Genomic DNA, 24,152 nt, shown 5'->3' with positions numbered 1-24,152 from the left:
GTATCCGACTATCGGTCACCCAATCACGGAAGATCAGCCGGCGGAAGGGTCGCGATGCCCCGGTCGGCCCTGGTCAGGCCTGGTATGAGGCGAGTTCGACGACGGTGATGTCGGACGGCGCCCCGACCCGGACCGGCGGCCCCCAGGCGCCCGCGCCGCGGGACACGTACAGCTGGGTGTCGCCGTAGCGCTCCAGGCCCGCGACGGTGGGGTTGGCCAGCTCGGCGAGGTACTTGCCGGGCCAGAGCTGCCCGCCGTGGGTGTGGCCGGACAACTGGAGGTCCACCCCGTGCCGGACGGCGTCGTCGATCACGATCGGCTGGTGCGCGAGGAGCACCGAGGTACGGGAGCGGTCGCGGTCGCCGAGCGCCGCCCCGAAGTCCGGGCCGTGGCCCTCGGTCTCGCCGGCGATGTCGTTGACCCCCGCGAGGTCGAAGTACGGCAGTTCGCGGCGGGCGTTCTCCAGCGGGGTCAGGCCGAGCTCGCGGACGTGGTCGACCCACTGCTGGGCGCCGGAGAAGTACTCGTGGTTGCCGGTGACGAAGAAGGTGCCGTGCCGGGAGGTGAGCCCGCGCAGCGGTTCCGCGGCGGGGCCGAGGTCCTCGACGTCGCCGTCGACGAGGTCCCCGACGATCGCGATCAGGTCGGGCTGCGTGCGGTTGACGGTGTCGACGATCCGCTGGGCGTGGGCCCGGCCGAGGACGGCGCCGAGGTGGACGTCGCTGACGACGGCGATGCGGAAGCCGTGCGCGGCCCGGGGCAGCCGGGCCAGCGGCACCTGGACCCGCTTCACGCGCGGGCCTCGGAGCACCCCGTACGTGCCGGTGCCGACGGTGGCGGCGGTGGCCACCAGGGCCGCGCCGCCGAGCGCCCGCGACACGAACAGCCGTCGGGTGACCCCGTCGGCGCCCTCGCCCGGAGCGCCTCCGCTGACCGGCGCCGGGGCCGTGGCCACGTCACCCGGTCCGCAGCCGGCGGCGCCGGTGTCGGCCGGGGCCGCGTCCTCGCGGACCAGGGGCTCCGGCATCCGCTCCGGCACGCCGGCGGCCGGCTCCGGCGTACGCGCCGGGCGGCGCAGCCAGACGCGGCGGACCACCTCGGCCACCAGCATGGCCATCGTCAGGTAGAGCAGCACCGCCAACCACATGAAGCCCGGCCAGGCGACCAGCCGCTGGAGCCAGAACGGCGCGCCCGCGCGGCCGGCCGTGAGGGCCGCGACCGCCAGCACGGGCAGGACGAAGGCCGCGACGGTGCCCGCGCGGCGGACCGGGCCGCCCGCGCGCGTCGTGTCGCGGACCAGCCGGATCCAGAGCCAGCGGTGGACGAACGCCAGCAGCGTGAGAACCGCCAGGACGATCAGCACAAAGACAAATACGGTCATCTTGATTCCCGACGCAGAGCCATCACGCTACGCAACCCGATCACACCAACGGCCGTCCCCAGGAGAAAGGAAGCCACCGCAAGGAGAAGGTGGACCCAGAAGTACCCCGTCGGGTCGCCGGCCGTGTCGAAGGACAGGCCGCTGCCGTTCTTCCACAGGTTCCGGACGAAGGAAATCCAGATGAACCAGCTCCACACTCCGAAGGCGAGCAGGAACCAGGAGGAGGTTCGGCTGAGTTTCATGACCCCAGTATCGGTTCGGTACCCAGGACGGACGCGCCGGGGTGGGCTGTCCCGGCGGTGGTTGCGGCGGGTTGGCCGGTCCACGACGGCAGACAGTCCATCAGGATGTACTTTCACCTGCGTGTCTGCCAAGAAGACCGCGCTGACGGTCCTATCCGCCGCGCTACTGGTTCCCGCGATGCTGGCCGCCCCCGCCCACGCCGCCCCGGAGCCGGCGCCGCCGGCCGCGGACGGCAAGGGGCAGCCGCCCAGGGCCAAGGCCGCTCCCGCGCCCCCCGCGTCGATGTCCACCGTCGGCGGGGCATCGCTCGGCCAGCCCGGCACCCAGGTGAACCTGCTGCCCGGCGCGCCCGCCCTGCCGGCGAACCTCACCGGGCGGTCCTGGATCGTGGCGGACGCCGAGACCGGCGAGGTGCTGGCGGCCCACAACGCGCACTGGCGGCTGCCGCCGGCCTCGACGATGAAGATGCTGTTCGCCGACACGGTGCTGCCGAGCCTGCCCAAGGACCAGGTGCACAAGGTCACCGACGAGGAGATGTCCGAGGTCGGGCCGGGCAGCAGCCTCGTCGGGGTGAAGGAGGAGCACGAGTACACGGTCCACGACCTGTGGCTCGGGGTCTTCCTGAAGTCGGGCAACGACGCGGTGCACGTACTTTCGGCCATGAACGGCGGAATCGACAAGACCGTCAAGGACATGCAGGCGCACGCCGAGGAGCTCCAGGCGCTGGACACCCACGTGGTGTCGCCCGACGGGTACGACGCCCCGGAACAGGTGTCGAGCGCCTACGACCTCACCCTCATCGCCCGCTCCGGCCTGCAGAAGCAGGACTTCCGGGAGTACTGCGGCACGGTGACGGCGCAGTTCCCCGGCCGGCAGGAGGGCGGCAAGCCCCGCGAGTTCTTCGAGATCCAGAACAGCAACCGGCTGATGACGGGCGCCGGCGGCATCAGCCCGTACAAGGGCATCGCCGGGGTGAAGAACGGCAACACCACCATGGCGGGCTCGACCTTCACCGGAGCCGCCCAGCAGGGGTCGAAGAAGCTGCTGGTCACGGTGATGAACCCGGACACGGGCGGGGCCAACTCGGTCTACGAGGAGACGGCCGCGCTCTTCGACTGGGGCTTCGCGGCCGTCGGGAAGGTCAGGCCGGTCGGCGAGCTGGTGCCGCCGAAGAGCGCGGACACCAAGTCGCACGGCTCCCCCGCCCAGTCCCACGAGAACAACCCCTCCGCGGGCGGCGACGACTCGGGCAGCAGCGGCATCGGTACGGCGATGGGCATCGCGGGCGGGGTGCTGGCCGTCCTGGCGGGCGGGGCCTTCGTGGTGAACCGGCGCTGGCCGCGCGGCCGGCGGGGCCCGGGAAGCCCGAGCGGCGGCCAGGGCGCCTGAGCCCTGGCCGGGCGGGGGGACGGGCTCGGGCGGCCGGGGCGGTCGGGCCTTCGGCGGGAGCCCGGGCGGTCGGGCGGACGGGCGGACGGGCGGACGGGCGGACGACCAGGCTCGAACGATCAGGCGGCCGGGCCGCCGAGCACTCGGACGGTCAGGCGCCGGTACGGGCGGGCGCGCCGCCCAGCAACGGGCGGGCGGTCAGGCCGTCCGCGGCGTCGGGCCGGATTCCGGAACCGGCTCCGGGTCCTCGTCGCCGTCCCCGGCTTCGTCCTCGGCCCCGGCCCCGGCCCCCGCCTCGGCCTCGTCGTCGCGGGTCGCGGTCCACGCGGCGCAGAAGAGCAGCAGCTTGGCCATGAAGTTGATCCACAGCAGCAGGGCGATCGGTACGCCGAAGGCCCCGTACATGCTCTTGCCGGCGACCTCCCGGATGTAGCCGCTGAGCAGCAGCTTCAGCAGCTCGAAGCCGGCGGCGCCGATCAGGGCCGCCTGGAGCAGCCGGGCGCGCGGGGGTTCGACGCCGGGCAGCAGGGTCAGGACGTAGAGCAGCAGCAGGAAGGCCGCCACCACGCCCACGAGGAAGGCGGCGGTGCGCAGCAGCACGCCGCCCGCGCCCCCGGAGGACAGGCCGAGCGCCTCGCCGGACTTGCCGACCGCGCTGGATCCGATGATGGAGGCCGCGGCGGAGGCCAGGCCCGCGCCGCCGAGGCCGAGGAGGACGAGGGCGTCCTTGCCCTTGCGGGCGACGGGGTTGCCCTGGTCCTCGTCGTCCTTGTCCCACACGGCGCGCAGGCAGTCCCGCATCGAGCCGACCCAGCCGATGCCGGTGAACAGCAGCAGGGCGGCGGCGACGAGGCCGACCGTGCCGGCGTTCGCGACGAGGCCGTTGATGTCGAGCTGGTCGGAGATGCCGGGAACCTGGTCGGAGAGGTTCTTCTGGAGCCGGTCGAGCTGTTCCTGGCTGAGCAGGCCGGCGCCGACGGCGGCGGCCACCGTGATCAGCGGGAAGAGCGCGAGGAAACTGATGAAGGTGATGGCCGCCGCGAGCCGGGTCCAGTGCACGCGGTCGAGCCGTTCGTAGGAACGCCACGCGTGCGTCCGCATGGCGGCGGACACCAGGGGCCCGATCACCGGGAGTTTCGTCAGCCAGTCCATGGGGCCACCGTAAATGAGCTGCCGGAAATAGCGGGGATTGCCGGTTTCGGGGACTACGGTCGTCGATTGTGACTTTTTTCCCGACGGCCCGTCCGTTCCACGTCCTGGTCCTGCGCAGCGTCAGGTTCCGCACCGTCCAGGCCCTGCGACCGCTGCGTCAGGAGCGACGGCCCGTCGCCTCGGCGGCCGCGCCGGCGGGTGACCCGGACTGTGCGGGGATGCCCGTCGGGCCCGTGCCGAACGGATACTCGCGCAGCTTGCGCCAGACCCCGTCCGAGCCCTGCTCGTAGAGCGCGAAGCCCTCGCACAGCCACTCGGCGGCGTAGTCGGCGAGCTCGGAGTGGGCCCGGTCCATCGCCTCCTCGGAGATCCCGTGGGCGACCGTGACGTGCGGGTGGTACGGGAAGGCCAGCTCGCGGCTGATGGGCCCCTCGGGGTCCCGGACGCATCCCTGGAGGCGGGTGCAGCCCGCGGCGCCCTCGGCGAGCTTGACGAAGACGACCGGCGAGAGGGGACGGAAGGTTCCCGTCCCGGCCAGTCGCATCGCGAAGGGACGGAAGGACAGCGCGACCTCGGCCAGGTGGGCCCGGATCTGCGGCAGCCGGTCCGTGTCCACCTCGGTGGGCGGTACGAGGGTGACGTGCGTGGGAATGCCGTGCGCGGCGACGTCCCCGAAGCCCGCGCGCAGCTCCTGGAGTCGGCTGCCGTACGGCTCCGGGACCGCGATCGAAACGCCGAGCGTTGCGGTCCCCACGTCTGTCTCCTCCGTGTGTCTGTGTGCGCGGTGGCGTAACGGTGCGGCCGCCGGTCGGGGCGGTGCGGCACCGCCGGTCGAGCGGTGCTGCCGCCAGTGTGGCGGCAGCACCCCCCCTACCGCCAGGGGCGTCGGTCCGTCAGTGCTTCGCGGGCAGGAAACCGAGGCGGTCGTACGTCTGCGCCAGGGTCTCCGCGGCGACCGCCCGGGCCTTCTCCGCACCCTTGGCCAGCAGGGAATCCAGGGTCTCCGGGTCGTCCAGGTACTCCTGGGTGCGCTGCTTGAAGGGTGTGACGAAATCGACCATCACGCCGGCCAGATCGGTCTTCAGCGCGCCGTACCCCTTGCCCTCGTAGCGGGTCTCCAGATCGGGGATGCTCTCGCCCGTGAGGGTGGAGTAGATGGTGAGCAGGTTGCTGACGCCGGGCTTCTCCACGGCGTCGAAACGGATCTCCGCCTCGGTGTCCGTGACCGCGCTCTTGATCTTCTTCTCGGTGACCTTGGGCTCGTCGAGGAGGTTGACCAGTCCCTTGGGGGACGACGCCGACTTCGACATCTTGATCGCCGGGTCCTGGAGGTCGTAGATCTTCGCGACCTCCTTGACGATGTGCGCGGCGGGCAGCGTGAAGGTCGGGCCGAAGCGGGAGTTGAAGCGCTCGGCGAGGTCGCGGGTCAGCTCGATGTGCTGGCGCTGGTCCTCGCCGACCGGGACGGCGTTCGCCTGGTAGAGCAGGATGTCGGCGACCTGGAGGATCGGGTACGTGAACAGGCCGACGGTCGCGTTGTTGACGCCGCCCTTGGCGGACTTGTCCTTGAACTGCGTCATCCGGCTTGCCTCGCCGAACCCGGTGATGCAGTTCATGACCCAGCCGAGCTGGGCGTGCTCGGGCACGTGGCTCTGGACGAAGAGCGTGCAGCGCTCGGGGTCCAGGCCGGCCGCGAGGAGCTGGGCGACGGAGAGGCGGGTGTTCGCGCGGAGGTCCTTCGGATCCTGCGGCATGGTGATCGCGTGGAGGTCGACCACCATGTAGAAGGCGTCGTGCGTCTCCTGCAGGGCGACGTACTGACGGATGGCTCCGAGGTAGTTCCCGAGGTGGAACGAACCGGAGGTGGGCTGGATACCGGAGAGCGCGCGAGGACGATCAGAAGCCATGGCCACATTCTCTCAGGTGCGGGGGCGCGCTCCGGCCCCGCGCCGGCCGGAACCGGTGCGCCGCGGCGGCGCGCCGGCCACGGCCGCCGCGCGCCGGCCCCGACGTGCGGCGGGACCCGCCCGCGTACCGGGCGGTAGCGGGGCGGCCGGATACCGCCTCGGCCGAGCGACCGCTTTTGCGCCCCCGGTGCGGCGCTCCCCCACCGGCCGAGCGACCGCTTTCGGTTCCGTCCCGTTCCCCGACGGGGAACGGGACGGAAGGGCGCCGGGCGGTCGGGGCGCCGGGCGGGTCAGGCGAGCGGCAGGCCCGGCGCCGGGAAGGCCGCCATCAGGTCCGTGACCTCCGCGCGGATCGCGGCGAGGGCCGCCTCGTCCCCCTTCGCGGCGGCGTCGACCGACCGGGAGATCCAGTCCGCGACCAGCGGCATGTGCTCCGCCGTCAGGCCGCGCGAGGTCAGCGACGGGGTGCCGATGCGGATGCCGGACGGGTCGAAGGGCTTGCGCGTGTCGAACGGGACGGTGTTGTAGTTGACCACGATGCCCGCGCGGTCCAGCGCCTTGGCGGCGACCTTGCCGGGGACCCCGCGCGAGGTCAGGTCCATGAGGATCAGGTGGTTGTCCGTACCGCCGGACACCAGGTCGAAGCCCCGGGCCGACAGTTCGGCGGCCAGCGCCTTCGCGTTGGCCACCACCGCGTGGGCGTACGCGGTGAACGACGGCTGGGCCGCCTCGTGCAGGGCCACCGCGATGCCCGCGGTCGTCTGGTTGTGCGGGCCGCCCTGGAGGCCCGGGAAGACCGCCTTGTCGATGGCCTTGGCGTGCTCCTCGCGGCACATCAGCATCGCGCCGCGCGGGCCGCGCAGGGTCTTGTGGGTGGTCGTCGAGATCACGTCGACGTGCGCCGCCGGGGACGGGTGCGCCCCGCCCGCGATCAGGCCGGCGATGTGGGCGACGTCGGCGACGAGGACGGCGCCCGCCTCCTCGGCGATCGAGGCGAAGGCCTCGAAGTCGATCGTGCGCGGCAGGGCCGTACCGCCACAGAAGATGATCTTCGGGCGTTCGGCGAGGGCCAGCTCGCGCACCGCGTCGTAGTCGATCCGGCCGGTCCGCGCGGAGACGCCGTACTGCACGCCCCGGAACCAGGAGCCCGTCGCCGAGACGCCCCAGCCGTGGGTGAGGTGCCCGCCCATCGGCAGGGCCATGCCCATGACCGTGTCGCCGGGCTTCGCGAACGCCAGGTAGACGGCCAGGTTCGCCGGGGAGCCGGAGTACGGCTGCACGTTGGCGTGGTCCACCCCGAACAGGCCCTTCGCCCGCTCGACGGCCAGGGCCTCGACGCGGTCGATGTTCTGCTGGCCCTCGTAGTAGCGGCGGCCCGGGTAGCCCTCGCTGTACTTGTTCTGGAGCACGGTGCCGGAGGCTTCGAGCACGGCGGCGGACACGTAGTTCTCACTGGGGATCAGGCGCAGGGTCTCGGCCTGCAGCACTTCCTCCGCCTCGACGAAGGACGCCAGTTCGGGGTCGGTCGAGAAGAGGGCGGGGTGGCGGCGCGCGTTCATGGCGGCTCCTCCGGGGTCGATGTCGACAACTCGTCCCCGCGAGGCCCAGGCGAGCGGCCCTGTCTGCGGTCGTGCGCGCACGACTCCCCCGGAGTCCGTTCTCCGTGCGCCAGTCGCCGTGCGTAGCGCCCACCTTAGCGGGCGCGCCACGAGAAAGGTTTCTCCGTCCGGTCCGCGAGCGAGGATGGACAGTGACGCCACCCTCGTCACAGGCCCTGACGGACGATCGGAGACCCCGTGTCGACTACTGCTGATGCCATCCGCTCCGCCGACGCGCACAGCGCGCACAACTACCACCCCCTGCCCATCGTCGTCGCGTCGGCGGAGGGCGCCTGGATGACCGACGTGGAGGGCCGCAGGTACCTCGACATGCTCGCCGGATACTCGGCGCTCAACTTCGGTCACGGCAACCGCCGGCTGATCGACGCCGCCCGCGCCCAGCTGGAGCGGGTCACCCTGACCTCCCGCGCCTTCCACCACGACCGCTTCGCCGACTTCTGTACGGAGCTGGCGGCGCTGTGCGGCAAGGACATGGTCCTGCCGATGAACACGGGCGCCGAGGCCGTGGAGACGGCGGTGAAGACCGCCCGCAAGTGGGGCTACGAGGTCAAGGGCGTGCCGGACGGCCACGCCAAGATCGTGGTCGCCGCCGACAACTTCCACGGCCGCACGACCACCATCGTGTCCTTCTCCACCGACCACGAGGCCCGCGACCACTTCGGCCCCTACACGCCGGGCTTCGAGATCGTCCCGTACGGGGACCTCACGGCGCTGGCGAACGCGGTCACCGAGAACACCGTCGCCGTACTGCTGGAGCCCGTCCAGGGCGAGGCCGGCGTCCTGGTGCCGCCCGCCGGATACCTGCCGGGCGTACGGGAACTGACGCGCGAGCGGAACGTGCTGTTCATCGCGGACGAGATCCAGTCGGGCCTCGGCCGGACCGGGAAGACCTTCGCCTGCGACCACGAGGGGGTCGTCCCCGACGTGTACGTCCTGGGCAAGGCGCTCGGCGGCGGCGTCGTACCGGTGTCGGCGGTGGTGGCCGACCGGGACGTCCTCGGGGTGTTCCGGCCCGGCGAGCACGGGTCCACCTTCGGCGGGAACCCGCTCGCCTGCGCGGTCGCCCTGGAGGTGGTCGCGATGCTGCGCTCGGGCGAGTACCAGCAGCGCGCCGCCGAACTCGGCGACCACCTGCACCGGGAGCTGAACCTGCTGGTCGGCGGCGGCGCGGTGACCGCCGTACGGGGACGCGGGCTGTGGGCCGGCGTGGACATCGACCCGGCCCACGGGACGGGCCGGGAGATCTCCGAGCGGCTGATGGAACTGGGGGTCCTGGTGAAGGACACCCACGGCTCCACCATCCGCATCGCGCCGCCGCTGGTGATCTCCAAGGAGGACCTGGACTGGGGGCTGGACCAGCTCAGGTCCGTCCTCGCCGGCTGACCGGGCGACCGGTCGGCGGGCCGGACGCCCGCCGACCGGTCAGAGGATGACGTGGGGCAGGAAGCGGGCGTACTCGTCCGTGACCGGCCCCGCCGATTCCCGGATGCCGAGCCCCGCCGCCTCCTCCTCGACCACCCACGCGCCGAGCACGACGCGGTTGCCGTCGAAGTCGGGCAGCGGTGCCAGCGCCTGGAAGACGTACGTCTCCCCCTCGGTCGGGACGAACGGCTCACCCTCCCCGCCCGCCTCGTGCAGCGTGACGCCGGCGCCCTCGCGGCCCAGCAACGGCTTGGCCACGTAGCCGGGCCCGCCCGCGTCGGCGAGCTCGCGCGGGCCGTCGAGGTAGGCGGGGAGCAGGTTCGGATGCTCCGGGAACAGCTCCCACAGGACGGCCAGGAGCGCCTTGTTGGCGAGCAGCATCTTCCACACCGGCTCGATCCAGGCGGTGCTCCCGGAGCCGCCGCCGTGGTCGTAGGTGCCGAGCACCTGCGGGCCGAACTCGTCGGTGGCCAGCCACTCCCACGGGTAGAGCTTGAAACAGCTGCGGATGAACCGGAGCTTCTCGTCCACGAAGCGGCCCGACAGGCTGTCCCAGCCGATCTGCTCCACCGACAGGGCGTGCGTGTCGAGTCCGGCCTGCTCGGCGGTCTCCTGGAGGTAGGCGACCGTCATCAGGTCCTCGCCCAGCTCGTCCGTCTCGGAGTGCGCGAAGTGCAGCGGGCCGGGCGGCAGCAGTTCGGCCTGTCGGCGCCAGGCGTCGACGAGCCGCTCGTGGAGGGAGTTCCACTGGTCGGCGCCCGGGAAGCGCTCCTCCATCCAGAACCACTGCGGGCTCGCCGCCTCCACCAGGGAGGTGGGGGTGTCCGCGTTGTACTCCAGCAGCTTGGCGGGGCTGCCGGAGCCGTCGTAGCGCAGGTCGAACCGGCCGTAGAGGGAAGGCTGATCGGCGCGCCGCCGCCACGACTCGATGATGAGCGCGATCAGCTTCGGGTCGGTGAGCCCGAGGTCCGCGAAGCGGTCCTGCTCGACGATGTGCGCGGCGGCGGCCAGGCACATCGCGTGCAGTTCCTCGACGACCCCCTCCAGCGCCTCGACCTCCGGGAGCGTGAAGGAGTAGTACGCGCTCTCGTCCCAGTAGGGGCGCAGGGAGTCGTCCGGGAAGCGGGTGAGGGGGTAGATCAGGCCCTGCTCCTCGACGGTCTTCTGCCAGTCGGGGCGGGGTTCGATGGTGTGGCGTTCCACGGGCTCAGCCGCCGCTGGAGCCGGAGCTGCTGTGGCCGCCGATGCCGCCGCGGGTGACGGCCGACTTGTCGAAACTGCCGCCGGTCACCTTGCCGGCGCTGACGTAGCCGCCGTAGTAGTACGCGCCGGTGCCGCCGCTCTTGCAGTCCTTGCTGTTCAGGTGGTTCAGCGTGGTGCGGGACGCGCAGCGCTTGTCGGGCTCGTCGCTGCTTCCGCAGGCCACGAGGGTGGCGGCGAGCAGACCCATGCCGCCCAGGGCGACCGCTCCCGACCGCATCCGGCGCCGGGTGGTGTTGCTGGTGTCCATGTGAATTTCGCTCCCCCTGTGTGACGTGTACTGCCGACGGCTGTCCGACAGCGTAGAGCGGGGGCACGCGGGGATGGAATCCGGCCGCCGTCACACCCTTGTCACGGTCGTGACCTACAGTCGCTTCGTGCTGATTGGGATGATTTGCGCACTGGGTGCGGCGATCTGCTTCGGTACGGCGTCGGTGCTCCAGGCGGTGGCCGCCCGGGCGACGGAGCCGGGGACGGGGTCCGGCGTGGACGCCGCGCTGTTCCTGCGGGCGGTCCGGCAATGGCGCTATCTGGTCGGACTCGGGCTCGACGGGGCCGGCTTCGTGCTCCAGATCGTGGCCCTGCGGCACCTCCCGATCTACGCGGTGGGCGCGGCGATGGCGTCCAGCCTGGCGGTGACGGCGGTGGTGGCGGCGCGACTGCTGCACGTACGGCTGTCGGGGCGCGAGTGGGGCGCGGTGGCCGTGGTGTGCGCGGGGCTGCTGATGCTGGGCCTGGCCTCGGGGGCGGAGGGTTCGGGCACCGGGTCGACGGCGCTGGGGTTCGGGCTGCTCGCCGCGGCGGCGCTGGTGCTGCTGGTGGGAGCGGCGGCGGGCCGACTGCCGGACGGACCGCGCGCGCTGGTGTTGGGCCTGGCGGCGGGGACGGGCTTCGGGGTCGTGGAGGTGGCGGTCCGGCTGATCGACTCCCTCACGCCGCGCGAGTTCGCGAACCCGGCGCTGTACGCGCTGCTGCTGGGCGGGGCCGCGGGGTTCCTGCTGCTCACCTCGGCCCTGCAACGCGGCTCGGTGACGGCGGCGACGGCCGGGCTGGTGCTGGGCGAGACGGTCGGCCCGGCGCTGGTGGGGGTGATCTGGCTGGGCGACCGGACCCGGGAGGGGCTGACCTGGCTGGCGATCCTCGGTTTCGCGGTGGCGGTGGCGGGCTCGCTCGCCCTCTCCCGGTTCGGGGAACCGGAGTCGGGGGCGGGGGCTGAGCCGGGGCCGGGGGCGGATTCGGGGCCGGGGGCCGGCGCACCGACCCGGGACTCCTGATTTCACTTGGTTCAAGCCCCCCGACCTCCCACCGGCCGGTCTCGGCCTGCTCCCCGGCGACGCCGACGAGTACGTCCTGACCAGCGGCGGCCTCGGGGGGCAGCGCGGCTGGTTCACGCGCGACGCGAGCGGAGCGGTCATCGGCGTCGACCTCGCCGGCCGCTTCTTCGCCCGGACCGACCCCACCGCCGGCTGATGCCCGCGGCGGCCGGCGCCGCGGGCGGCGCTGCGGGGCGGGACGGCGGGCGGAACGGCGGGCGGGACGGCGGGCGGCTTCCCGGCCCCGTTCATCCGGCCGGCCGCGCAACGGATGCCGCCCGCGCCCGGTCGGTGCAGGCTGCGGGCAAGGACAGCCATCACCGCACAGACGAGGACCGTGCCATGTCCCACCTCCGGCGCATCGGCGTCATCACCGGGGCGGCCGCGCTGCTGCTCACCGCCACCGCCTGCTCGGGCCTCGGCCGGAGCACGGTCGGCACCCTCACCTTCCGCGGCCACGACTCCCCGGCCGAAGTGACCTACACCAACACCCCGGTCAAGGGCTGCCACCGGATCAACGTGCCGGCGGGCGCCACCCACGTCGAGAACAACACCCTCGTCGACGTCGTGCTGTACCGGACGCCGGACTGCAAGAAGCTGGAGGCGGAGGGCGGCAGCTACATCGCCACCACCCTCTCGAACGTCACCGCCCCCGAGAGCCTGCCCTGGCGCAGCTTCAGCGTCATCCACTGAGCCCCGGCCGGCCGGCGACCGGTCAGGGCAGGGCCGCCAACAGGGCGGCGAGGGCCGGGGCCCAGGCGCTGTCGGACGGAGTGCCGTACCCCACCACCAGGGCGTCCCGCACGGGCAGGTCCGAGTCCGGGTGCCGGTAGCGCGCGAGGCCCTCCAGGGCCAGGTCCTGCCAGGCAGCGGCCTGCACCAGCGAGCGTTCCGCGCCCGCCGGCAGGTCCAGCACCGCGTGCAGCCCCGCCGCGATGCCGGACACGGGCACCTTCCCGGCCAGGGCCGCCACCAGCTCGTCCCGGCGGCGCCGGTAGCGCAGCCGCATGCCGCGCACGTGGCGGTCGTAGGCCCCCGAGCCGATGAACCGCGCCAACGTCAGCTGCTCCAGGGCGCTGGAGGTCCAGTCGGTGCGGCCCTTGGCCGCCAGTACCTCGTCCAGCAGGTCGGGCGGGACCACCATCCAGCCCATCCGCAGCGCCGGGGACAGGGACTTGCTCGCCGTGCCCAGGTAGACCACCCGGTCCGGGTCCAGGCCCTGGAGGGCGCCGACGGGCTGGCGGTCGTAGCGGAACTCCCCGTCGTAGTCGTCCTCCAGGATCAGGCCGCCGCCGGTGCGCGCCCAGTCCACCGCCGCCGCCCGCCGGCCGGGGGTGAGGGCCGCGCCCGTCGGGAACTGGTGCGCGGGGGTGAGCAGCACCGCGCCGGTGCGGGGGCCGAAGCCGGCCAGGTCCGTGGTGCGGGCCCCGTCCCCGTCCAGCCACAGCGGGCGGGTCGTGAGGCCGGCGCCCGTGAGCAGGTCGCGGTGGACGTCCAGACCGTAGCCCTCCACCGCCACCTCCCGGACCCGCCGCTCCCGCAGCACCCGGCCCAGCAGCATCAGTGCGTGGGCGAAGCCCGCGCACAGCACGATCCGGTCCGGGTCCGCGTACACCCCGCGCGCCCGCGCCAGGTAGCCGGCGAGCGCCTCGCGCAGCTCGACCCGGCCGCGGGCGTCCGTCGCGTAGCCGAAGGCCTCGTTGGGGGCGTCGGTCAGCGCCCGCCGGGCCGCCGCCGCCCAGGCCATGCGGGGGAAGGCGCCCAGGTCCGGCGAGCCGGGCAGCAGGCTGTACGCGGGCCCCCTGCGCGCGGGGTGCCGGGTCCGCGCGGCGGCGGCCGCCCGGCGCGGCCGGGCCCGCTCCGCGACCCGGGTGCCGGAGCCCTGCCGGGCCGTCAGCCAGCCCTCGGCGACGAGTTCCGCGTACGCCTCGGCGACCGTGTTGCGGGCGATCCCGAGGTCGGCCGCGAAGGACCGGGAGGACGGCAGCCGGGTGCCGGGCGCGAGCCGCCCGCTGCGCGCGGCCTCCCGCAGCGCCTCGGTGAGCGCGGCGCGCAGGCCCCGTCCGGCCGCGAGGTCCAGGTGCAGGTCGGCGCCGAAAGTGGCCCAAGATCCCGTCATGGGGATGGACCATACTCGCGGGCCGCCCGGTCCCTACGGTGGAGGCATGAGCAACCACACCGCGCCCACCGCACCGGCCGCCGAACACGCCCCCCGCATGCAGATGGCCAAGCTGGCCCCCGAGTTCTACAAGGCCGTCATCAGCCTGGAGATCGCCGCGAAGAAGGGCCTGGACCCGGCCCTCGTCGAGCTGGTCAAGATCCGCGCCTCGCAGGTCAACCACTGTGCGTTCTGCCTCGACATGCACACCAAGGACGCCCTCGCGGCGGGGGAGAGCGTCGAGCGCGTCGTGCAGCTCAGCGCCTGGGAGGAGTCACGGCACTTCTACACGGAGAGGGAGCTGGCGGCGATCGAACTGACCGAGGCCGTCACCGTCCTGACGGACGGTTTCGTGCCCGACGAGGTGTACGCGCGGGCCGCCGCGCAGTTCGAGGAGGCGGAACTGGCCCAGCTGATCGCCGTGATCGCGACGATCAACGTCTGGAACCGGATCGGCGTCACCACCCGCAGCACCCCCGGGCACTACACCCCGGGCCAGTACAAGCAGGGCTGAGGGCGGGTCGGGCCCGGGCGGCCGGTCACCGCGGGCGGAACGACTCCACGGCCGCCGTCAGGTGGGCCCGTACGGTCTCGCCGGCCGCGGCCGGGCCGGCCGCCAGCAGCGCCCACCGGCCGCCGTCCGGCGTGGTGACGATCCGCTCCACGCCCCGGCGGCGGCTGCCGCTCTCCTCGCTGTCGTACTCGTAGACCAGCTCGCAGGCGCCACCGGCGACCGGCTCGATGGAGACCTGCCGGTAGCCGGGGTTCGCGCCCAGCGTCCGGGAGGACATCCGCAGCAGCTCGCACTCGGTCGTCGAGGCGGACTCGGAGACCCGGAAGACCTGGAGCAGCGCGCTGCGGTCGCCGGGCAGCCGGTAGAAGGATCCGCTGCCGCTCTCGTCGAGACTGCGCCGCCAGCCGTCGGGGACGGCGACCGAGAAGCCCGCGCCGTCGCGCACCACCGTGTAACCGGCGGCGCCGGCGCCCCCGGACGGGCCGGCGCTCGCGCCCGTACCGGCACCCGTGCTCGGGACCGGGCCGGGCGTCGCGTCCGTACTCCGCTCCGTGCTCGGCTCCGTACTCCGCTCCGCGCTCGGGAGCGCGCTGCGCGTGGGCGCGGCGCCCGTCGGGACCGTCGACGGCTCCCCGGAGGTGGTCAGCGAGACGGCCGGGCCCGGGCCCGCCGTGTTCCGGGGCTCCCCCTGCCCGGTCAGGACGAACCAACCCGCCACGAAGGCCCCGCCGAGCAGCACGGCCAGCGCACCGACCAGCAACGGACCCCGCGCCCTCGACGCCGGGCGGGCCCGCGGCGGCAGCGCGACGACCACGGGCGGCTCCGGGGCCCAGGCCACGTGCTGCGGCAGGGGCGGCAGCGGAAGCCCGGAGGGCGGCGCCGGGTACGGGAAGTCGTCCCCCGCCGGCGGCACGGGCGGCAGCCCCGGGTGCGGGGGTTCGGCGGGCCGCGGCCCCCAGTCCCACCGCTGCGACTGCGGGTCCCGCTCGTCCTCGCTCACCGGGCGACCCTATTTTCCGCCCGGTGCACCCGACAGCCGAATTCACGCCAAAGCGCCCCGGCCAGGTTTGGCCGGGGCGCTCGACGTTCAAGGGGATCGTCCGTCCGGGCGAGCCGGACGGGCGGATCAGATCAGGCCGAGCTCGCGGACCGCGTCGCGCTCCTCGACGAGCTCCGCCACGGACGCGTCGATGCGCGCACGGGAGAACTCGTTGATGTCCAGGCCCTGGACGATCTCGTACTTGCCGTCCTTGGTGGTGACGGGGAAGGAGGAGATGATGCCCTTCGGGACGCCGTAGGAGCCGTCCGACGGGATGCCCATCGAGGTCCAGTCGCCCGCGGCGGTGCCGTTGACCCAGGTGTGCACGTGGTCGATGGCGGCGTTGGCGGCCGAGGCGGCCGAGGACGCGCCACGGGCCTCGATGATCGCGGCGCCGCGCTTGGCGACGGTCGGGATGAAGGTGTCGGCCAGCCACTGCTCGTCGCCGACGACCTCGGCGGCGTTCTTGCCGGCGATCTCCGCGTGGAAGATGTCCGGGTACTGGGTCGCCGAGTGGTTGCCCCAGATGGTGAGGCGCTTGATGTCGGTGACGTCCGCGCCGGTCTTCTTCGCGAGCTGCGAGATCGCCCGGTTGTGGTCCAGACGGGTCATCGCGGTGAAGCGCTCGGCCGGTACGTCCGGAGCGGCGGCCTGCGCGATGAGCGCGTTGGTGTTGGCCGGGTTGCCCACGACCAGGACCTTGATGTCGTCCGCGGCGTGCGCGTTGATCGCGGCGCCCTGCGGCTTGAAGATGCCGCCGTTGGCGGAGAGCAGGTCACCGCGCTCCATGCCCTTGGTGCGCGGGCGGGCGCCCACGAGCAGCGCGACGTTGGCGCCGGCGAAGCCCTGGTTCGGGTCGTCGAAGATGTCGATGCCCTTGAGCAGCGGGAAGGCGCAGTCGTCGAGCTCCATGGCGGTGCCCTCGGCGGCCTTCATGCCCTGGGGGATCTCCAGGAGGCGGAGCTTGACCGGCACGTCCGCGCCGAGCAGGTGGCCGGAGGCGATGCGGAAGAGCAGCGCGTAGCCGATCTGGCCGGCGGCGCCGGTCACGGTGACATTCACGGGAGTGCGGGTCATGGCCTTCTCCGTTAGACAGCTGGCGGTGGGGCGTCCCTGCCCCATGTGCTGGACCCCGGGTGCGGGGCGGACGCCGCTTCGCAGCCTGTGAATCTTGACGTGAAGAGACATCCGCCGTCAGGCTATCCGACCCGCGGGGCCCCCAACCCCCGGACCCCTGTGGTCCACGGCACACGCGTCGCGTCCGGGGCCGCCGGGAAGGGCGGTCGCGGGCCTTTGCGGGAGGCGGTCGCGAGCCACCGCGGGTGGCGGTCGCGGGGCTATTCCACGCGGAAGACCTCGCCCGTCCGGTGCCCCTCCACGGACCTGACGTAGGCGTTCGCCGCGCGGGCGACCGGGACCGGGTCGAAGCCGGCGAAGGTGTCCCCGTAGGCGTCCATGGCCTCCGTGAAGACGGTCGGGCTGACCGCGTTGATCCGCTGGCGGCCGGGGAGCTCGATCGCGGCGGCCCGGACGAAGGCCTCGACCGCGCCGTTGACGAGCGAGGCGACCGAGCCCGTCAGCAGGGGCTCGCGGGCCAGGATCCCGGTGATCAGCGTGTACGAGGCGTGCGCGGGCAGCCGCGGGGCGCCCTGACGGACCAGCTCGATCTGGCTGACGGCCTTGCCCTCCAGCCCGGCGCGCACGTCCTGGGCGGTCAGCTCGCCCAGCGGTCGCCACGGCACGCTGCCCGCCGCGCAGGCCACGGCGTCCACGGACCCGACCGCGTCGTACATCGCCCGGACGGAGTCCTGGTCGGTGATGTCGACGTGGACGTCGGCGCCCGTGCGGGAGGCCGTCACGACCTCGTGGCCGCGCTCGCGCAGCGCGGTGCGCACCGCGCGGCCGAGCGTTCCGTTCGCCCCGATCAGGAGCACCCTCAAGTGGTTCACGGTGTTCATGCGACGAGGATCCCCGCATCCGGACCGTGAAGTCCAGCTACCTCGCCTACACCAACCATTAAGCTGAACTCATGCTTGATGTGAAGCGGATGGTCATCCTCAGGGACCTGGCGGAACACGGGAAGGTGACCGTCGTCGCCGACCTGCACCGGGTCACCCCCTCCGCCGTCTCCCAGCAACTGCGCGCGCTGGAGGCCGAGGCCGGCGCGACCCTCGTCGAACGCGAGGGCCGCGGCCTGCGGCTCACCCCGGCCGGAAGCGCGTTGGCCGCCGCCTGCGAGCCGGTGCTCGCGGCCCTGGAACGCGCCGAAGGAGCGGTACGGGCCCTGGACGACGGGCCGGTCGGGGAACTCCTCGTCGGCTGCGCCCCGAGCGCGCTGGCCACGGTCGCTGCCCCGCTCGTCGCCGCCCTCGCCGTGCGCCACCCCGGACTGCGGCCGCGCATCGTGCAGGCCGACCCGGAGGACGCGCTGCCCCTGCTCCGGCAGCGCCGCCTGGACCTCGCGATCACCTACGCGTACCCGCTGCTCGGCGCCCCGCCCGCGAGCGGCACCACCGCGCTGCCGCTCTTCGACGACCCGCTCTGCCTCGCGGTGCCCCGGGAGCTGCTCCCCGCGTACGGGCGGGACGGGCTCGCGGCGCTCCGGGAGGCCGACTGGGTCTCGGCGCCCGCCCCGAGCAGTTGCCGGGAGATGCTCGTGCACGCCTGCCGCAACGCCGGCTTCACCCCGCGCATCGCGCACGAGTGCGCGGACCTGCGGGCCGGGCTGTGGCTGGTCGACAGCGGTCGGGCCGTGTCGATCCTGCCGAAGCTGCTGTGCGACGCACCGCCGCCCGGCACCGCGGTGGTGGAGCTGCCGGGCCGGGGCCGGAGCCTGGAGGCGCAGGTCAGGGCGGGCACGGAAACCCGTCCGGCCATCGCGACGGCCCTCACCGCCCTGACAACCCTCGTCGCCGACCGGAGCCCGGCCGCGCGACGCTGACGAGCCGGCCGGCGGGGCGGGCCGGAGCGCCCGTCGACCCCGGACCCCGGCCCCCCGGCCCGCTCAGCGGACGGTGAAGCGGACCGCGGTCTCCAGGAACGGGATCGTCAGCCACGGTTGGGGCTCGATGACCATCGCGAGCAGCGTGATCGCCACGCCCAGCAACCCGTACGTGACCATGTCCGTGAAGCGGGAGCGCACCGCGAGCATGCCCACCGAGGGCAACGCGCGCCGCATCACGGCCGCCGCGATCAGGGCGATGCCGATCGCCAGACAGCCCGCGCGGGGACGACCCGTCGCCGTCAGCAGCAGCCCCACCGCGGTCGCGGCGAGGACGCCGAGCATCGGCCACTGCCGGGCGGGCGTGGACACGGCTCCGGGAATGGCCCGGCCGCCGCCCTCGGGGCGGGCCGTGTCCTGGGTGACGGCGGGAAAGCGACGCGACCTCGCCGCCGCCGCGCCGGCCCGTGCCCGGTCCGACGGGACGGGGCCGTCGGCCCCTTCGGCGCCGGCCTCCTCGGGCTCCGGCTCCCCTGCCCCGACCGCCGACTCCGGGCCGGCGTCCACGCCCGCGTCCGCTTCCGTACCGGCACCCGTACCCGTACCCGTACCCGTACCCGCCGGAGCGTTCGGGTCCGGGCCCGCGCCCGGACCTGCCGGCTCCGACGTCCTCCCGGCGGCCGGGCCGCCGTCCGCGTCCTGCTCAGCCCGCACTGGTGATCCGTTCCGCCGCCTCGACCACGTTCACCAGCAGCTGCGCGCGGGTCATCGGGCCGACGCCGCCCGGGTTGGGGGAGATCCAGCCCGCCACCGCGGCGACGCCCGGGTGGACGTCCCCGACGATCTTGCCGTTCTCGTCGCGGCTGACGCCCACGTCGAGCACCGCCGCGCCCGGCTTCACGTCCTCCGGCTTGACCAGGTGCGGCACGCCCGCCGCCGCGACGATGATGTCCGCCTGGCGCAGCAGCCCGGAGAGGTCGCGCGTACCGGTGTGGCACAGGGTCACGGTGGCGTTCTCGGACTTGCGGGTGAGCAGCAGGCCGATGGACCGGCCGACGGTGATGCCGCGGCCCAGGACGACCACGTGCGCGCCGTTGATGCCCACGTCGTGGTGGCGCAGCAGCTCGACGATGCCGTACGGGGTGCAGGGCAGCGGGCCCGGCTCGTTGAGCACCAGCCGGCCGAGCGACATGGGGTGCAGGCCGTCCGCGTCCTTGGTGGGGTCCATCAGTTCCAGGACGCGGTTGGTGTCGATGCCCTTGGGGAGCGGCAGTTGGACGATGTAACCCGTGCAGTCGGGATTGGCGTTGAGCTCGCGCACGACCTCCTCGATGTCCTCCTGGGAGGCGGTGGCGGGCAGTTCGCGCTGGATCGAGGCGATGCCCACCTCGGCGCAGTCCTTGTGCTTTCCGTTGACGTACCAGCGGCTGCCCGGGTCGTCGCCGACGAGCAGCGTGCCGAGGCCGGGGGTGATGCCCCGGTCCTTCAGCGCCGCCACCCGGGCGGTCAGTTCGGACTTGATCGCGGCTGCGGTGGCCTTGCCATCGAGAATCTGGGCGGTCATGTCGCCATCCTCCCGGATGGAGTGGCCCCGGTTCCAGTCAAGGTGCTCGACGAGGTCCCCCGTTGATTGCACTTGCACAACAAGTAAGGGGCCCCGCGGCAACCGGCTGGACAAGCAACCGTCGGCCCGACGACGATGCAACAACCAGAGTGCCGCGGGCAGTGCCGGGGGGCGGACCGCAAGTTGCAGAGTTCCTCCGCGCGTGTTGCCGTGCGTCCCCGCACTTCCACGGAGGAACACCCAAAGATGAGCTTCGGCGACCCGAACAACCCGTACGGACAGCAGCCCCAGGCCCCGCAGGGCCAGCCCGGCTACGGCTACCCGCAGCAGGCCCCCCAGGGCGTCCCCGCGCAGGCCGGCTACGGCTACCCGCAGGGCGCCCCGGCCGGCCCCGGCGGCTACCCGGGCGCACCGCTCACGATGCCCGGTGGTGTGACCGCCTCCCGCGTGCTGCTGTTCGTGATCGCCACGCTCCAGATCATCGGCGCCGCCATCTTCGTGCTCGCCGGTGCGGCCGTCCAGAAGCTCAAGGACGACCCGACGCTCAAAGCCGACGCGCAGTTCGAGCAGCTCCAGGACTTCCCGACCGGGGCGCTGTACGCGTTCGCCGTGCTGATCCTGGCCTGGGGCGTCCTCGCGATCGTCCTCGGTGCCAAGTTCGGCAAGGGCGGCAACGGCATCCGCGTGACGACCATCGTCTTCGCGTCGGTCACGGCCGTCGCCGGCATCTGGCCGTTCGTCGGAATCGGCCTGCTCCACACCATCCTGGCCATCCTGATCATCGTCTTCGTGGCGAAGTCGGACGGCGCGGCCTGGTTCAACCGCCAGCGCTGATCCCCGCTCAACGGCGAAGGCCGCGTCCCGCAGTGCGGGGCGCGGCCTTCGTGTTGCGACGGGTCCGGGATCAGTGGAAGAAGTGGCGGGTCCCGGTGAAGTACATGGTCACGCCGGCCTTCTTCGCGGCCTCGATCACCTGCTCGTCGCGCACGGAACCACCCGGCTGGACGACGGCCTTGATGCCGGCGGCGGTCAGGATCTCCAGCCCGTCCGGGAACGGGAAGAACGCGTCGGAGGCGGCGTACGAGCCCCGCGCGCGCTCGGCGCCCGCCCGCTCGACGGCCAGCTTCGCCGAGTCCACGCGGTTGACCTGGCCCATGCCGACGCCGACCGAGGCGCCGTCCTTGGCGAGCAGGATCGCGTTCGACTTGACGGCCCGGCAGGCCTTCCACGCGAAGGCCAGACCGGCCAGTTCCTCGGCGGACAGGGCGTCACCGGTGGCCAGCGTCCAGTTCGCCGGGTCGTCGCCCTCGGCCTGGCCCCTTCCCTTTTCAAACGTGTCCGACTGCTGGAGCAGCACGCCGCCGCTGATCGGCTTGAGGTCGCCCGGCTGGTGCGGGGTGCCGTCCACCTTCAGGACGCGGATGTTCTTCTTCTTCGCGAGGATCTCGACGGCGCCGTCCTCGTAGGCGGGCGCGGCGACGACCTCGGTGAAGATCTCCGCGATCTGCTCGGCCAGCTCGACGGTCACCGGGCGGTTCACGGCGATGACGCCGCCGAACGCCGACAGCGGGTCGCAGGCGTGCGCCTTGCGGTGGGCCTCGGCCACGTCGGTGCCCACGGCGATCCCGCACGGGTTGGCGTGCTTGATGATCGCGACGCAGGGCTCGTCGTGGTCGTGGGCGGCCCGGCGGGCGGCCTCCGTGTCGACGTAGTTGTTGAAGGACATCTCCTTGCCGTGCAGCTGCTCGGCGTTGGCGAGCCCGCCCGGCTGACCGTCCGTGTAGATCGCGGCGGCCTGGTGCGGGTTCTCGCCGTACCGCAGGGTCGACTTGCGCTCCCAGGCGCCGGCGAGGAACTCGGGCAGCGCCGCGTCCTCGGACTCGGGCGCGTACGCGTTCGTGAACCACGAGGCCACGGCCACGTCGTAGGCGGCGGTGTGCTGGAAGGCCTCCGCCGCGAGCCGCTTGCGGGCGGTCAGGTCGAAGCCGCCGTTCTTCGCCGCGTCGAGGACGTCGGCGTAGCGGGCCGGGCTGGTGACGACGGCGACCGACGGGTGGTTCTTGGCCGCGGCGCGGACCATCGAGGGGCCGCCGATGTCGATCTGCTCCACGCACTCGTCCGGCGTGGCGCCCGACTGGACGGTCGCGAGGAAGGGGTAGAGGTTGACGACGACCAGGTCGAAGGGCTCGACGCCCAGCTCGGCGAGCTGGTTGCGGTGGTCCTCCAGGCGCAGGTCGGCGAGGATGCCGGCGTGCACGCGCGGGTGCAGGGTCTTGACGCGTCCGTCGAGGCACTCGGGGAAGCCGGTGAGCTCCTCGACCTTGGTGACGGGCACCCCGGCCGCGGCGATCTTCGCGGCGGTGGAGCCGGTGGAGACGAGCGAGACGCCCGCCTCGTGCAGGCCGCGGGCCAGCTCTTCCAGTCCCGTCTTGTCGTAGACGCTGACGAGCGCACGACGGATCGGCCGCTGGGTCGTGGTCGGTTCGTTGTTGTTCGCGCTTGCTGCGGGCTCTACGCGCTCTGCGGCGGTCACTGGATTGTTACCTTTCGTCCCTCAATGCGATAGCCGTGCCGGGCCAGGCGCCCCACGACGTCGACGAGCAGCTGACGCTCGACTTCCTTGATCCGCTCGTGCAGAGCGGCTTCGTCCTCCGCGTCCCCGATCTCCACGACACCCTGGGCGATGATCGGCCCGGTGTCCACGCCGCCGTCCACGAAGTGGACCGTGCAGCCGGTGACCTTCGCGCCGTAGGCGAGGGCGTCCCGAACGCCGTGCGCGCCGGGGAAGGCGGGGAGGAGGGCGGGGTGGGTGTTGATGAACCGGCCGCCGAAGCGGTCGATGAAGCTCTTGCCCACGATCTTCATGAACCCGGCGGAGACGACGAGGTCCGGGGCGTGGGCGGCGGTCGCGTCGGTGAGCGCGACGTCCCACTCCGCACGGCTGCCGTAGGCCTTGACGGGGCACACGAAGGTGGGGATCCCGGCCTTCTCCGCCCGTTCCAGGCCGGCGATGTTCTCGCGGTCCGCGCCGACGGCGACGACCTCGGCGCCGAAGCCCTCGGCTCCGCCGGGGTGGGCTTCGATGGCGTCGAGCAGGGCCTGGAGGTTGGTGCCGGAGCCGGAGACCAGCACGACCAGGCGGGAGGCGGGCATGGGAGGCCCTTTCTTACGGGAATGCCGTTGTTGGTCTTGTGTGGTCGTACGAAACTACGACGTGCCGACTCATGGGCAACCGTACGAAGCCACCGACCGCCTGCAACGATACCTGCACACCCGACCGCCCCCGAGGGACGGGGGGACGGGCGGGCGGTAGCGTCTGCATACAAGCCGCGCACGCCGCGGAGCGCGCCGCCGCACGCGGCACGTACCGCGTCCACGACACAGGGGAAGTAACGCACTCGATGCCGGACCGCCGTCAGCCCGACTCCTCGACCGACGACAACCCCTTCGCGGCTCCCCCCGAGGGCCGGCCCGACCAGCCGTGGAAGCCGCGCGGCGGCGATCCGGGCCAAGGTCCCGGCCAGGGCCCCGGCCCGGGTCAGGGGCCCGGCGGCGGCCCGGGCGGCGCCCCCGAGGGGGGTGGCGGTCCCGCGCGTTGGGACCCGATGGACCCCGTGCAGCGCCGGGCGCGGTACGCGCTGCTGGCGGGCATGTGGGGCTTCTTCTTCGGCATCTTCGGCATCCCCTCGATGGGACTGCTGCTCGGCGCGCTGGCCATGTACTGGGGCATCAGCGCGCTCCGGGGCGGGCCCGCGCCCGCGTCCGGGGCGACCGCCGCGGACGTCTCCGGCGCCGCGGCGAAGCCCGACCGCGCCGCGGCGAAGCCCGACCGCGCCGCGGCGAAGCCCGACCGCCTCGCCGCCCTGGGCCCGGCTGCCCGCCCGCAGCGGGCGGCCGCCGTCAGCGGCCTGGTGACGGCCTCACTGGCGCTGCTGCTGGCGGCGAGCTCGTACGCGCTGCAGATCGCGTACAAGGACTTCTACGTCTGCCGCGACGACGCCCTGACGCGCACGGCGGAACTCCAGTGCAACACGCTGCTCCCGGACAACGTGGTGGGCGACATCCTGAAGGTCCAGCGCTGACGCGGACCACCACGGACCCACCCGGTACACGCGCCGGCGGGGGGGCCCCCCCGGGGGCGGGCCCCCCCGGGGGGGGGGCGGGGCGGCACCCCCCCCGGGGGGGCCCCCCCCCCGGCGAGGGCCCCCCCCCCCCCCCGGGGCGGGGGGCCCCGCCCCCCCGGGGGGCCC

Annotated in this window: 24 protein-coding genes; 8 read left to right on the top strand and 16 right to left on the bottom strand. The window is 73.4% G+C overall.

Annotated features, from left to right (window positions below):
* Positions 1 to 73 precede the first annotated feature (73 nt).
* Positions 74 to 1,381, bottom strand: coding sequence for a metallophosphoesterase (locus ACFY0I_RS00930; RefSeq protein ID WP_388888305.1), 1,308 nt, complete (start codon positions 1,379 to 1,381; stop codon positions 74 to 76).
* Positions 1,378 to 1,623, bottom strand: coding sequence for an SCO4848 family membrane protein (locus ACFY0I_RS00925; RefSeq protein WP_388888303.1), 246 nt, complete (start codon positions 1,621 to 1,623; stop codon positions 1,378 to 1,380). The genes ACFY0I_RS00930 and ACFY0I_RS00925 overlap by 4 nt, the downstream gene beginning before the upstream one ends.
* Positions 1,624 to 1,744: 121 nt before the next feature.
* On the opposite strand from ACFY0I_RS00925, the gene ACFY0I_RS00920 reads away from it, so the two are divergent.
* Positions 1,745 to 3,013: a D-alanyl-D-alanine carboxypeptidase family protein gene (locus ACFY0I_RS00920; RefSeq protein WP_388888300.1), complete on the top strand. Its 1,269-nt coding sequence runs from the start codon at positions 1,745 to 1,747 to the stop codon at positions 3,011 to 3,013.
* Between the two features lie 198 nt (positions 3,014 to 3,211).
* Here the strand turns inward: ACFY0I_RS00920 and ACFY0I_RS00915 are convergent, their stop codons facing one another.
* The 4 genes from ACFY0I_RS00915 to glyA all read right to left on the bottom strand — a co-directional run bounded on the left by ACFY0I_RS00915 (position 3,212) and on the right by glyA (position 7,631).
* Positions 3,212 to 4,165, bottom strand: a complete 954-nt coding sequence (locus tag ACFY0I_RS00915; RefSeq protein ID WP_388888297.1) for a YihY/virulence factor BrkB family protein — start codon at positions 4,163 to 4,165, stop codon at positions 3,212 to 3,214.
* A gap of 157 nt (positions 4,166 to 4,322) precedes the next feature.
* Entirely contained in the window at positions 4,323 to 4,919 is a 597-nt protein-coding gene (locus tag ACFY0I_RS00910) for a 2'-5' RNA ligase family protein (RefSeq protein ID WP_388888295.1), read from the bottom strand.
* 139 nt (positions 4,920 to 5,058) lie between these two features.
* The gene (trpS, locus tag ACFY0I_RS00905; RefSeq protein WP_388888293.1) at positions 5,059 to 6,072 is read right to left on the bottom strand and encodes a tryptophan--tRNA ligase; all 1,014 of its coding nucleotides are present in this window, start codon (positions 6,070 to 6,072) and stop codon (positions 5,059 to 5,061) included.
* Between the two features lie 290 nt (positions 6,073 to 6,362).
* The gene (glyA, locus tag ACFY0I_RS00900; RefSeq protein WP_388888290.1) at positions 6,363 to 7,631 is read right to left on the bottom strand and encodes a serine hydroxymethyltransferase; all 1,269 of its coding nucleotides are present in this window, start codon (positions 7,629 to 7,631) and stop codon (positions 6,363 to 6,365) included.
* A gap of 237 nt (positions 7,632 to 7,868) precedes the next feature.
* Between glyA and rocD the strand changes: the two genes are divergently transcribed.
* Entirely contained in the window at positions 7,869 to 9,074 is a 1,206-nt protein-coding gene (gene rocD / locus ACFY0I_RS00895) for an ornithine--oxo-acid transaminase (protein ID WP_388888287.1), read from the top strand.
* Positions 9,075 to 9,113: 39 nt separating this feature from the next.
* On the opposite strand, the gene ACFY0I_RS00890 is transcribed toward rocD, so the two are convergent.
* A complete protein-coding gene (locus ACFY0I_RS00890; RefSeq protein ID WP_388888284.1) occupies positions 9,114 to 10,316 on the bottom strand; it encodes a glutathionylspermidine synthase family protein in 1,203 nt (400 codons plus the stop codon).
* Between the two features lie 4 nt (positions 10,317 to 10,320).
* The gene (locus ACFY0I_RS00885; RefSeq protein ID WP_388888281.1) at positions 10,321 to 10,623 is read right to left on the bottom strand and encodes a hypothetical protein; all 303 of its coding nucleotides are present in this window, start codon (positions 10,621 to 10,623) and stop codon (positions 10,321 to 10,323) included.
* 139 nt (positions 10,624 to 10,762) lie between these two features.
* Here ACFY0I_RS00885 and ACFY0I_RS00880 point away from each other — a divergent pair, with 139 nt between their 5' ends.
* Both ACFY0I_RS00880 and ACFY0I_RS00875 read left to right on the top strand, forming a co-directional pair.
* The gene (locus ACFY0I_RS00880; RefSeq protein WP_388889270.1) at positions 10,763 to 11,647 is read left to right on the top strand and encodes a hypothetical protein; all 885 of its coding nucleotides are present in this window, start codon (positions 10,763 to 10,765) and stop codon (positions 11,645 to 11,647) included.
* Between the two features lie 381 nt (positions 11,648 to 12,028).
* Entirely contained in the window at positions 12,029 to 12,379 is a 351-nt protein-coding gene (locus tag ACFY0I_RS00875) for a hypothetical protein (RefSeq protein ID WP_388888278.1), read from the top strand.
* Between the two features lie 22 nt (positions 12,380 to 12,401).
* Here the strand turns inward: ACFY0I_RS00875 and ACFY0I_RS00870 are convergent, their stop codons facing one another.
* Positions 12,402 to 13,805: a PLP-dependent aminotransferase family protein gene (locus ACFY0I_RS00870; RefSeq protein ID WP_388888276.1), complete on the bottom strand. Its 1,404-nt coding sequence runs from the start codon at positions 13,803 to 13,805 to the stop codon at positions 12,402 to 12,404.
* Positions 13,806 to 13,851: 46 nt separating this feature from the next.
* On the opposite strand from ACFY0I_RS00870, the gene ACFY0I_RS00865 reads away from it, so the two are divergent.
* Positions 13,852 to 14,358 carry a carboxymuconolactone decarboxylase family protein gene (locus ACFY0I_RS00865; protein ID WP_388888274.1) on the top strand — a complete coding sequence of 169 codons (507 nt, stop codon included), beginning with the start codon at positions 13,852 to 13,854 and terminating at the stop codon, positions 14,356 to 14,358.
* Positions 14,359 to 14,383: 25 nt separating this feature from the next.
* Here ACFY0I_RS00865 and ACFY0I_RS00860 read toward each other — a convergent pair whose 3' ends face one another.
* From ACFY0I_RS00860 to ACFY0I_RS00850, 3 genes are all read right to left on the bottom strand, one after another.
* Positions 14,384 to 15,358 (bottom strand): hypothetical protein, encoded by a 975-nt coding sequence (locus ACFY0I_RS00860; RefSeq protein ID WP_388888272.1) that lies wholly within the window; start codon positions 15,356 to 15,358, stop codon positions 14,384 to 14,386.
* 126 nt (positions 15,359 to 15,484) lie between these two features.
* The gene (locus tag ACFY0I_RS00855) at positions 15,485 to 16,474 is read right to left on the bottom strand and encodes a malate dehydrogenase (protein ID WP_388888269.1); all 990 of its coding nucleotides are present in this window, start codon (positions 16,472 to 16,474) and stop codon (positions 15,485 to 15,487) included.
* 260 nt (positions 16,475 to 16,734) lie between these two features.
* Positions 16,735 to 17,355, bottom strand: a complete 621-nt coding sequence (locus ACFY0I_RS00850) for a short chain dehydrogenase (RefSeq protein ID WP_388888267.1) — start codon at positions 17,353 to 17,355, stop codon at positions 16,735 to 16,737.
* A 71-nt stretch (positions 17,356 to 17,426) separates the two neighbouring features.
* On the opposite strand from ACFY0I_RS00850, the gene ACFY0I_RS00845 reads away from it, so the two are divergent.
* Positions 17,427 to 18,338 (top strand): LysR family transcriptional regulator, encoded by a 912-nt coding sequence (locus ACFY0I_RS00845; RefSeq protein ID WP_388888264.1) that lies wholly within the window; start codon positions 17,427 to 17,429, stop codon positions 18,336 to 18,338.
* A gap of 63 nt (positions 18,339 to 18,401) precedes the next feature.
* Here ACFY0I_RS00845 and ACFY0I_RS00840 read toward each other — a convergent pair whose 3' ends face one another.
* Together ACFY0I_RS00840 and ACFY0I_RS00835 are read right to left on the bottom strand one after the other, a co-directional pair.
* Entirely contained in the window at positions 18,402 to 19,052 is a 651-nt protein-coding gene (locus ACFY0I_RS00840; RefSeq protein WP_388888262.1) for a DUF3017 domain-containing protein, read from the bottom strand.
* Positions 19,042 to 19,902, bottom strand: coding sequence for a bifunctional methylenetetrahydrofolate dehydrogenase/methenyltetrahydrofolate cyclohydrolase (locus ACFY0I_RS00835; protein ID WP_388888259.1), 861 nt, complete (start codon positions 19,900 to 19,902; stop codon positions 19,042 to 19,044). The genes ACFY0I_RS00840 and ACFY0I_RS00835 overlap by 11 nt, the downstream gene beginning before the upstream one ends.
* A gap of 246 nt (positions 19,903 to 20,148) precedes the next feature.
* Between ACFY0I_RS00835 and ACFY0I_RS00830 the strand changes: the two genes are divergently transcribed.
* Entirely contained in the window at positions 20,149 to 20,736 is a 588-nt protein-coding gene (locus ACFY0I_RS00830; RefSeq protein ID WP_388888256.1) for a hypothetical protein, read from the top strand.
* A gap of 70 nt (positions 20,737 to 20,806) precedes the next feature.
* Here ACFY0I_RS00830 and purH read toward each other — a convergent pair whose 3' ends face one another.
* Together purH and purN are read right to left on the bottom strand one after the other, a co-directional pair.
* Entirely contained in the window at positions 20,807 to 22,435 is a 1,629-nt protein-coding gene (gene purH / locus ACFY0I_RS00825; RefSeq protein ID WP_388888254.1) for a bifunctional phosphoribosylaminoimidazolecarboxamide formyltransferase/IMP cyclohydrolase, read from the bottom strand.
* Positions 22,432 to 23,055: a phosphoribosylglycinamide formyltransferase gene (purN, locus tag ACFY0I_RS00820; RefSeq protein ID WP_388888252.1), complete on the bottom strand. Its 624-nt coding sequence runs from the start codon at positions 23,053 to 23,055 to the stop codon at positions 22,432 to 22,434. The genes purH and purN overlap by 4 nt, the downstream gene beginning before the upstream one ends.
* 248 nt (positions 23,056 to 23,303) lie before the next feature.
* Between purN and ACFY0I_RS00815 the strand changes: the two genes are divergently transcribed.
* A complete protein-coding gene (locus ACFY0I_RS00815; protein ID WP_388888250.1) occupies positions 23,304 to 23,984 on the top strand; it encodes a hypothetical protein in 681 nt (226 codons plus the stop codon).
* Positions 23,985 to 24,152 lie beyond the last annotated feature (168 nt).

This window comes from Streptomyces sp. NPDC001568, assembly GCF_042893755.1.
In the GTDB taxonomy this organism is placed as follows: domain Bacteria; phylum Actinomycetota; class Actinomycetes; order Streptomycetales; family Streptomycetaceae; genus Streptomyces.
The sequence above is the reverse complement of the archived record's forward strand: the minus strand, read 5'-3'. Positions and strand labels throughout refer to the sequence as shown.

Coding starts and splice junctions, on each gene's coding strand:
- ACFY0I_RS00930 (WP_388888305.1), bottom strand. CDS start 1,381: ATGACCGTATTTGTCTTTGTGCTGATCGTCCTGGCGGTTCTCACGCTG.
- ACFY0I_RS00925 (WP_388888303.1), bottom strand. CDS start 1,623: ATGAAACTCAGCCGAACCTCCTCCTGGTTCCTGCTCGCCTTCGGAGTG.
- ACFY0I_RS00915 (WP_388888297.1), bottom strand. CDS start 4,165: ATGGACTGGCTGACGAAACTCCCGGTGATCGGGCCCCTGGTGTCCGCC.
- trpS (WP_388888293.1), bottom strand. CDS start 6,072: ATGGCTTCTGATCGTCCTCGCGCGCTCTCCGGTATCCAGCCCACCTCC.
- glyA (WP_388888290.1), bottom strand. CDS start 7,631: ATGAACGCGCGCCGCCACCCCGCCCTCTTCTCGACCGACCCCGAACTG.
- ACFY0I_RS00885 (WP_388888281.1), bottom strand. CDS start 10,623: ATGGACACCAGCAACACCACCCGGCGCCGGATGCGGTCGGGAGCGGTC.
- ACFY0I_RS00880 (WP_388889270.1), top strand. CDS start 10,763: ATGATTTGCGCACTGGGTGCGGCGATCTGCTTCGGTACGGCGTCGGTG.
- ACFY0I_RS00875 (WP_388888278.1), top strand. CDS start 12,029: ATGTCCCACCTCCGGCGCATCGGCGTCATCACCGGGGCGGCCGCGCTG.
- ACFY0I_RS00870 (WP_388888276.1), bottom strand. CDS start 13,805: ATGACGGGATCTTGGGCCACTTTCGGCGCCGACCTGCACCTGGACCTC.
- ACFY0I_RS00865 (WP_388888274.1), top strand. CDS start 13,852: ATGAGCAACCACACCGCGCCCACCGCACCGGCCGCCGAACACGCCCCC.
- ACFY0I_RS00855 (WP_388888269.1), bottom strand. CDS start 16,474: ATGACCCGCACTCCCGTGAATGTCACCGTGACCGGCGCCGCCGGCCAG.
- ACFY0I_RS00850 (WP_388888267.1), bottom strand. CDS start 17,355: ATGAACACCGTGAACCACTTGAGGGTGCTCCTGATCGGGGCGAACGGA.
- ACFY0I_RS00845 (WP_388888264.1), top strand. CDS start 17,427: ATGCTTGATGTGAAGCGGATGGTCATCCTCAGGGACCTGGCGGAACAC.
- ACFY0I_RS00835 (WP_388888259.1), bottom strand. CDS start 19,902: ATGACCGCCCAGATTCTCGATGGCAAGGCCACCGCAGCCGCGATCAAG.
- ACFY0I_RS00830 (WP_388888256.1), top strand. CDS start 20,149: ATGAGCTTCGGCGACCCGAACAACCCGTACGGACAGCAGCCCCAGGCC.
- purN (WP_388888252.1), bottom strand. CDS start 23,055: ATGCCCGCCTCCCGCCTGGTCGTGCTGGTCTCCGGCTCCGGCACCAAC.
- ACFY0I_RS00815 (WP_388888250.1), top strand. CDS start 23,304: ATGCCGGACCGCCGTCAGCCCGACTCCTCGACCGACGACAACCCCTTC.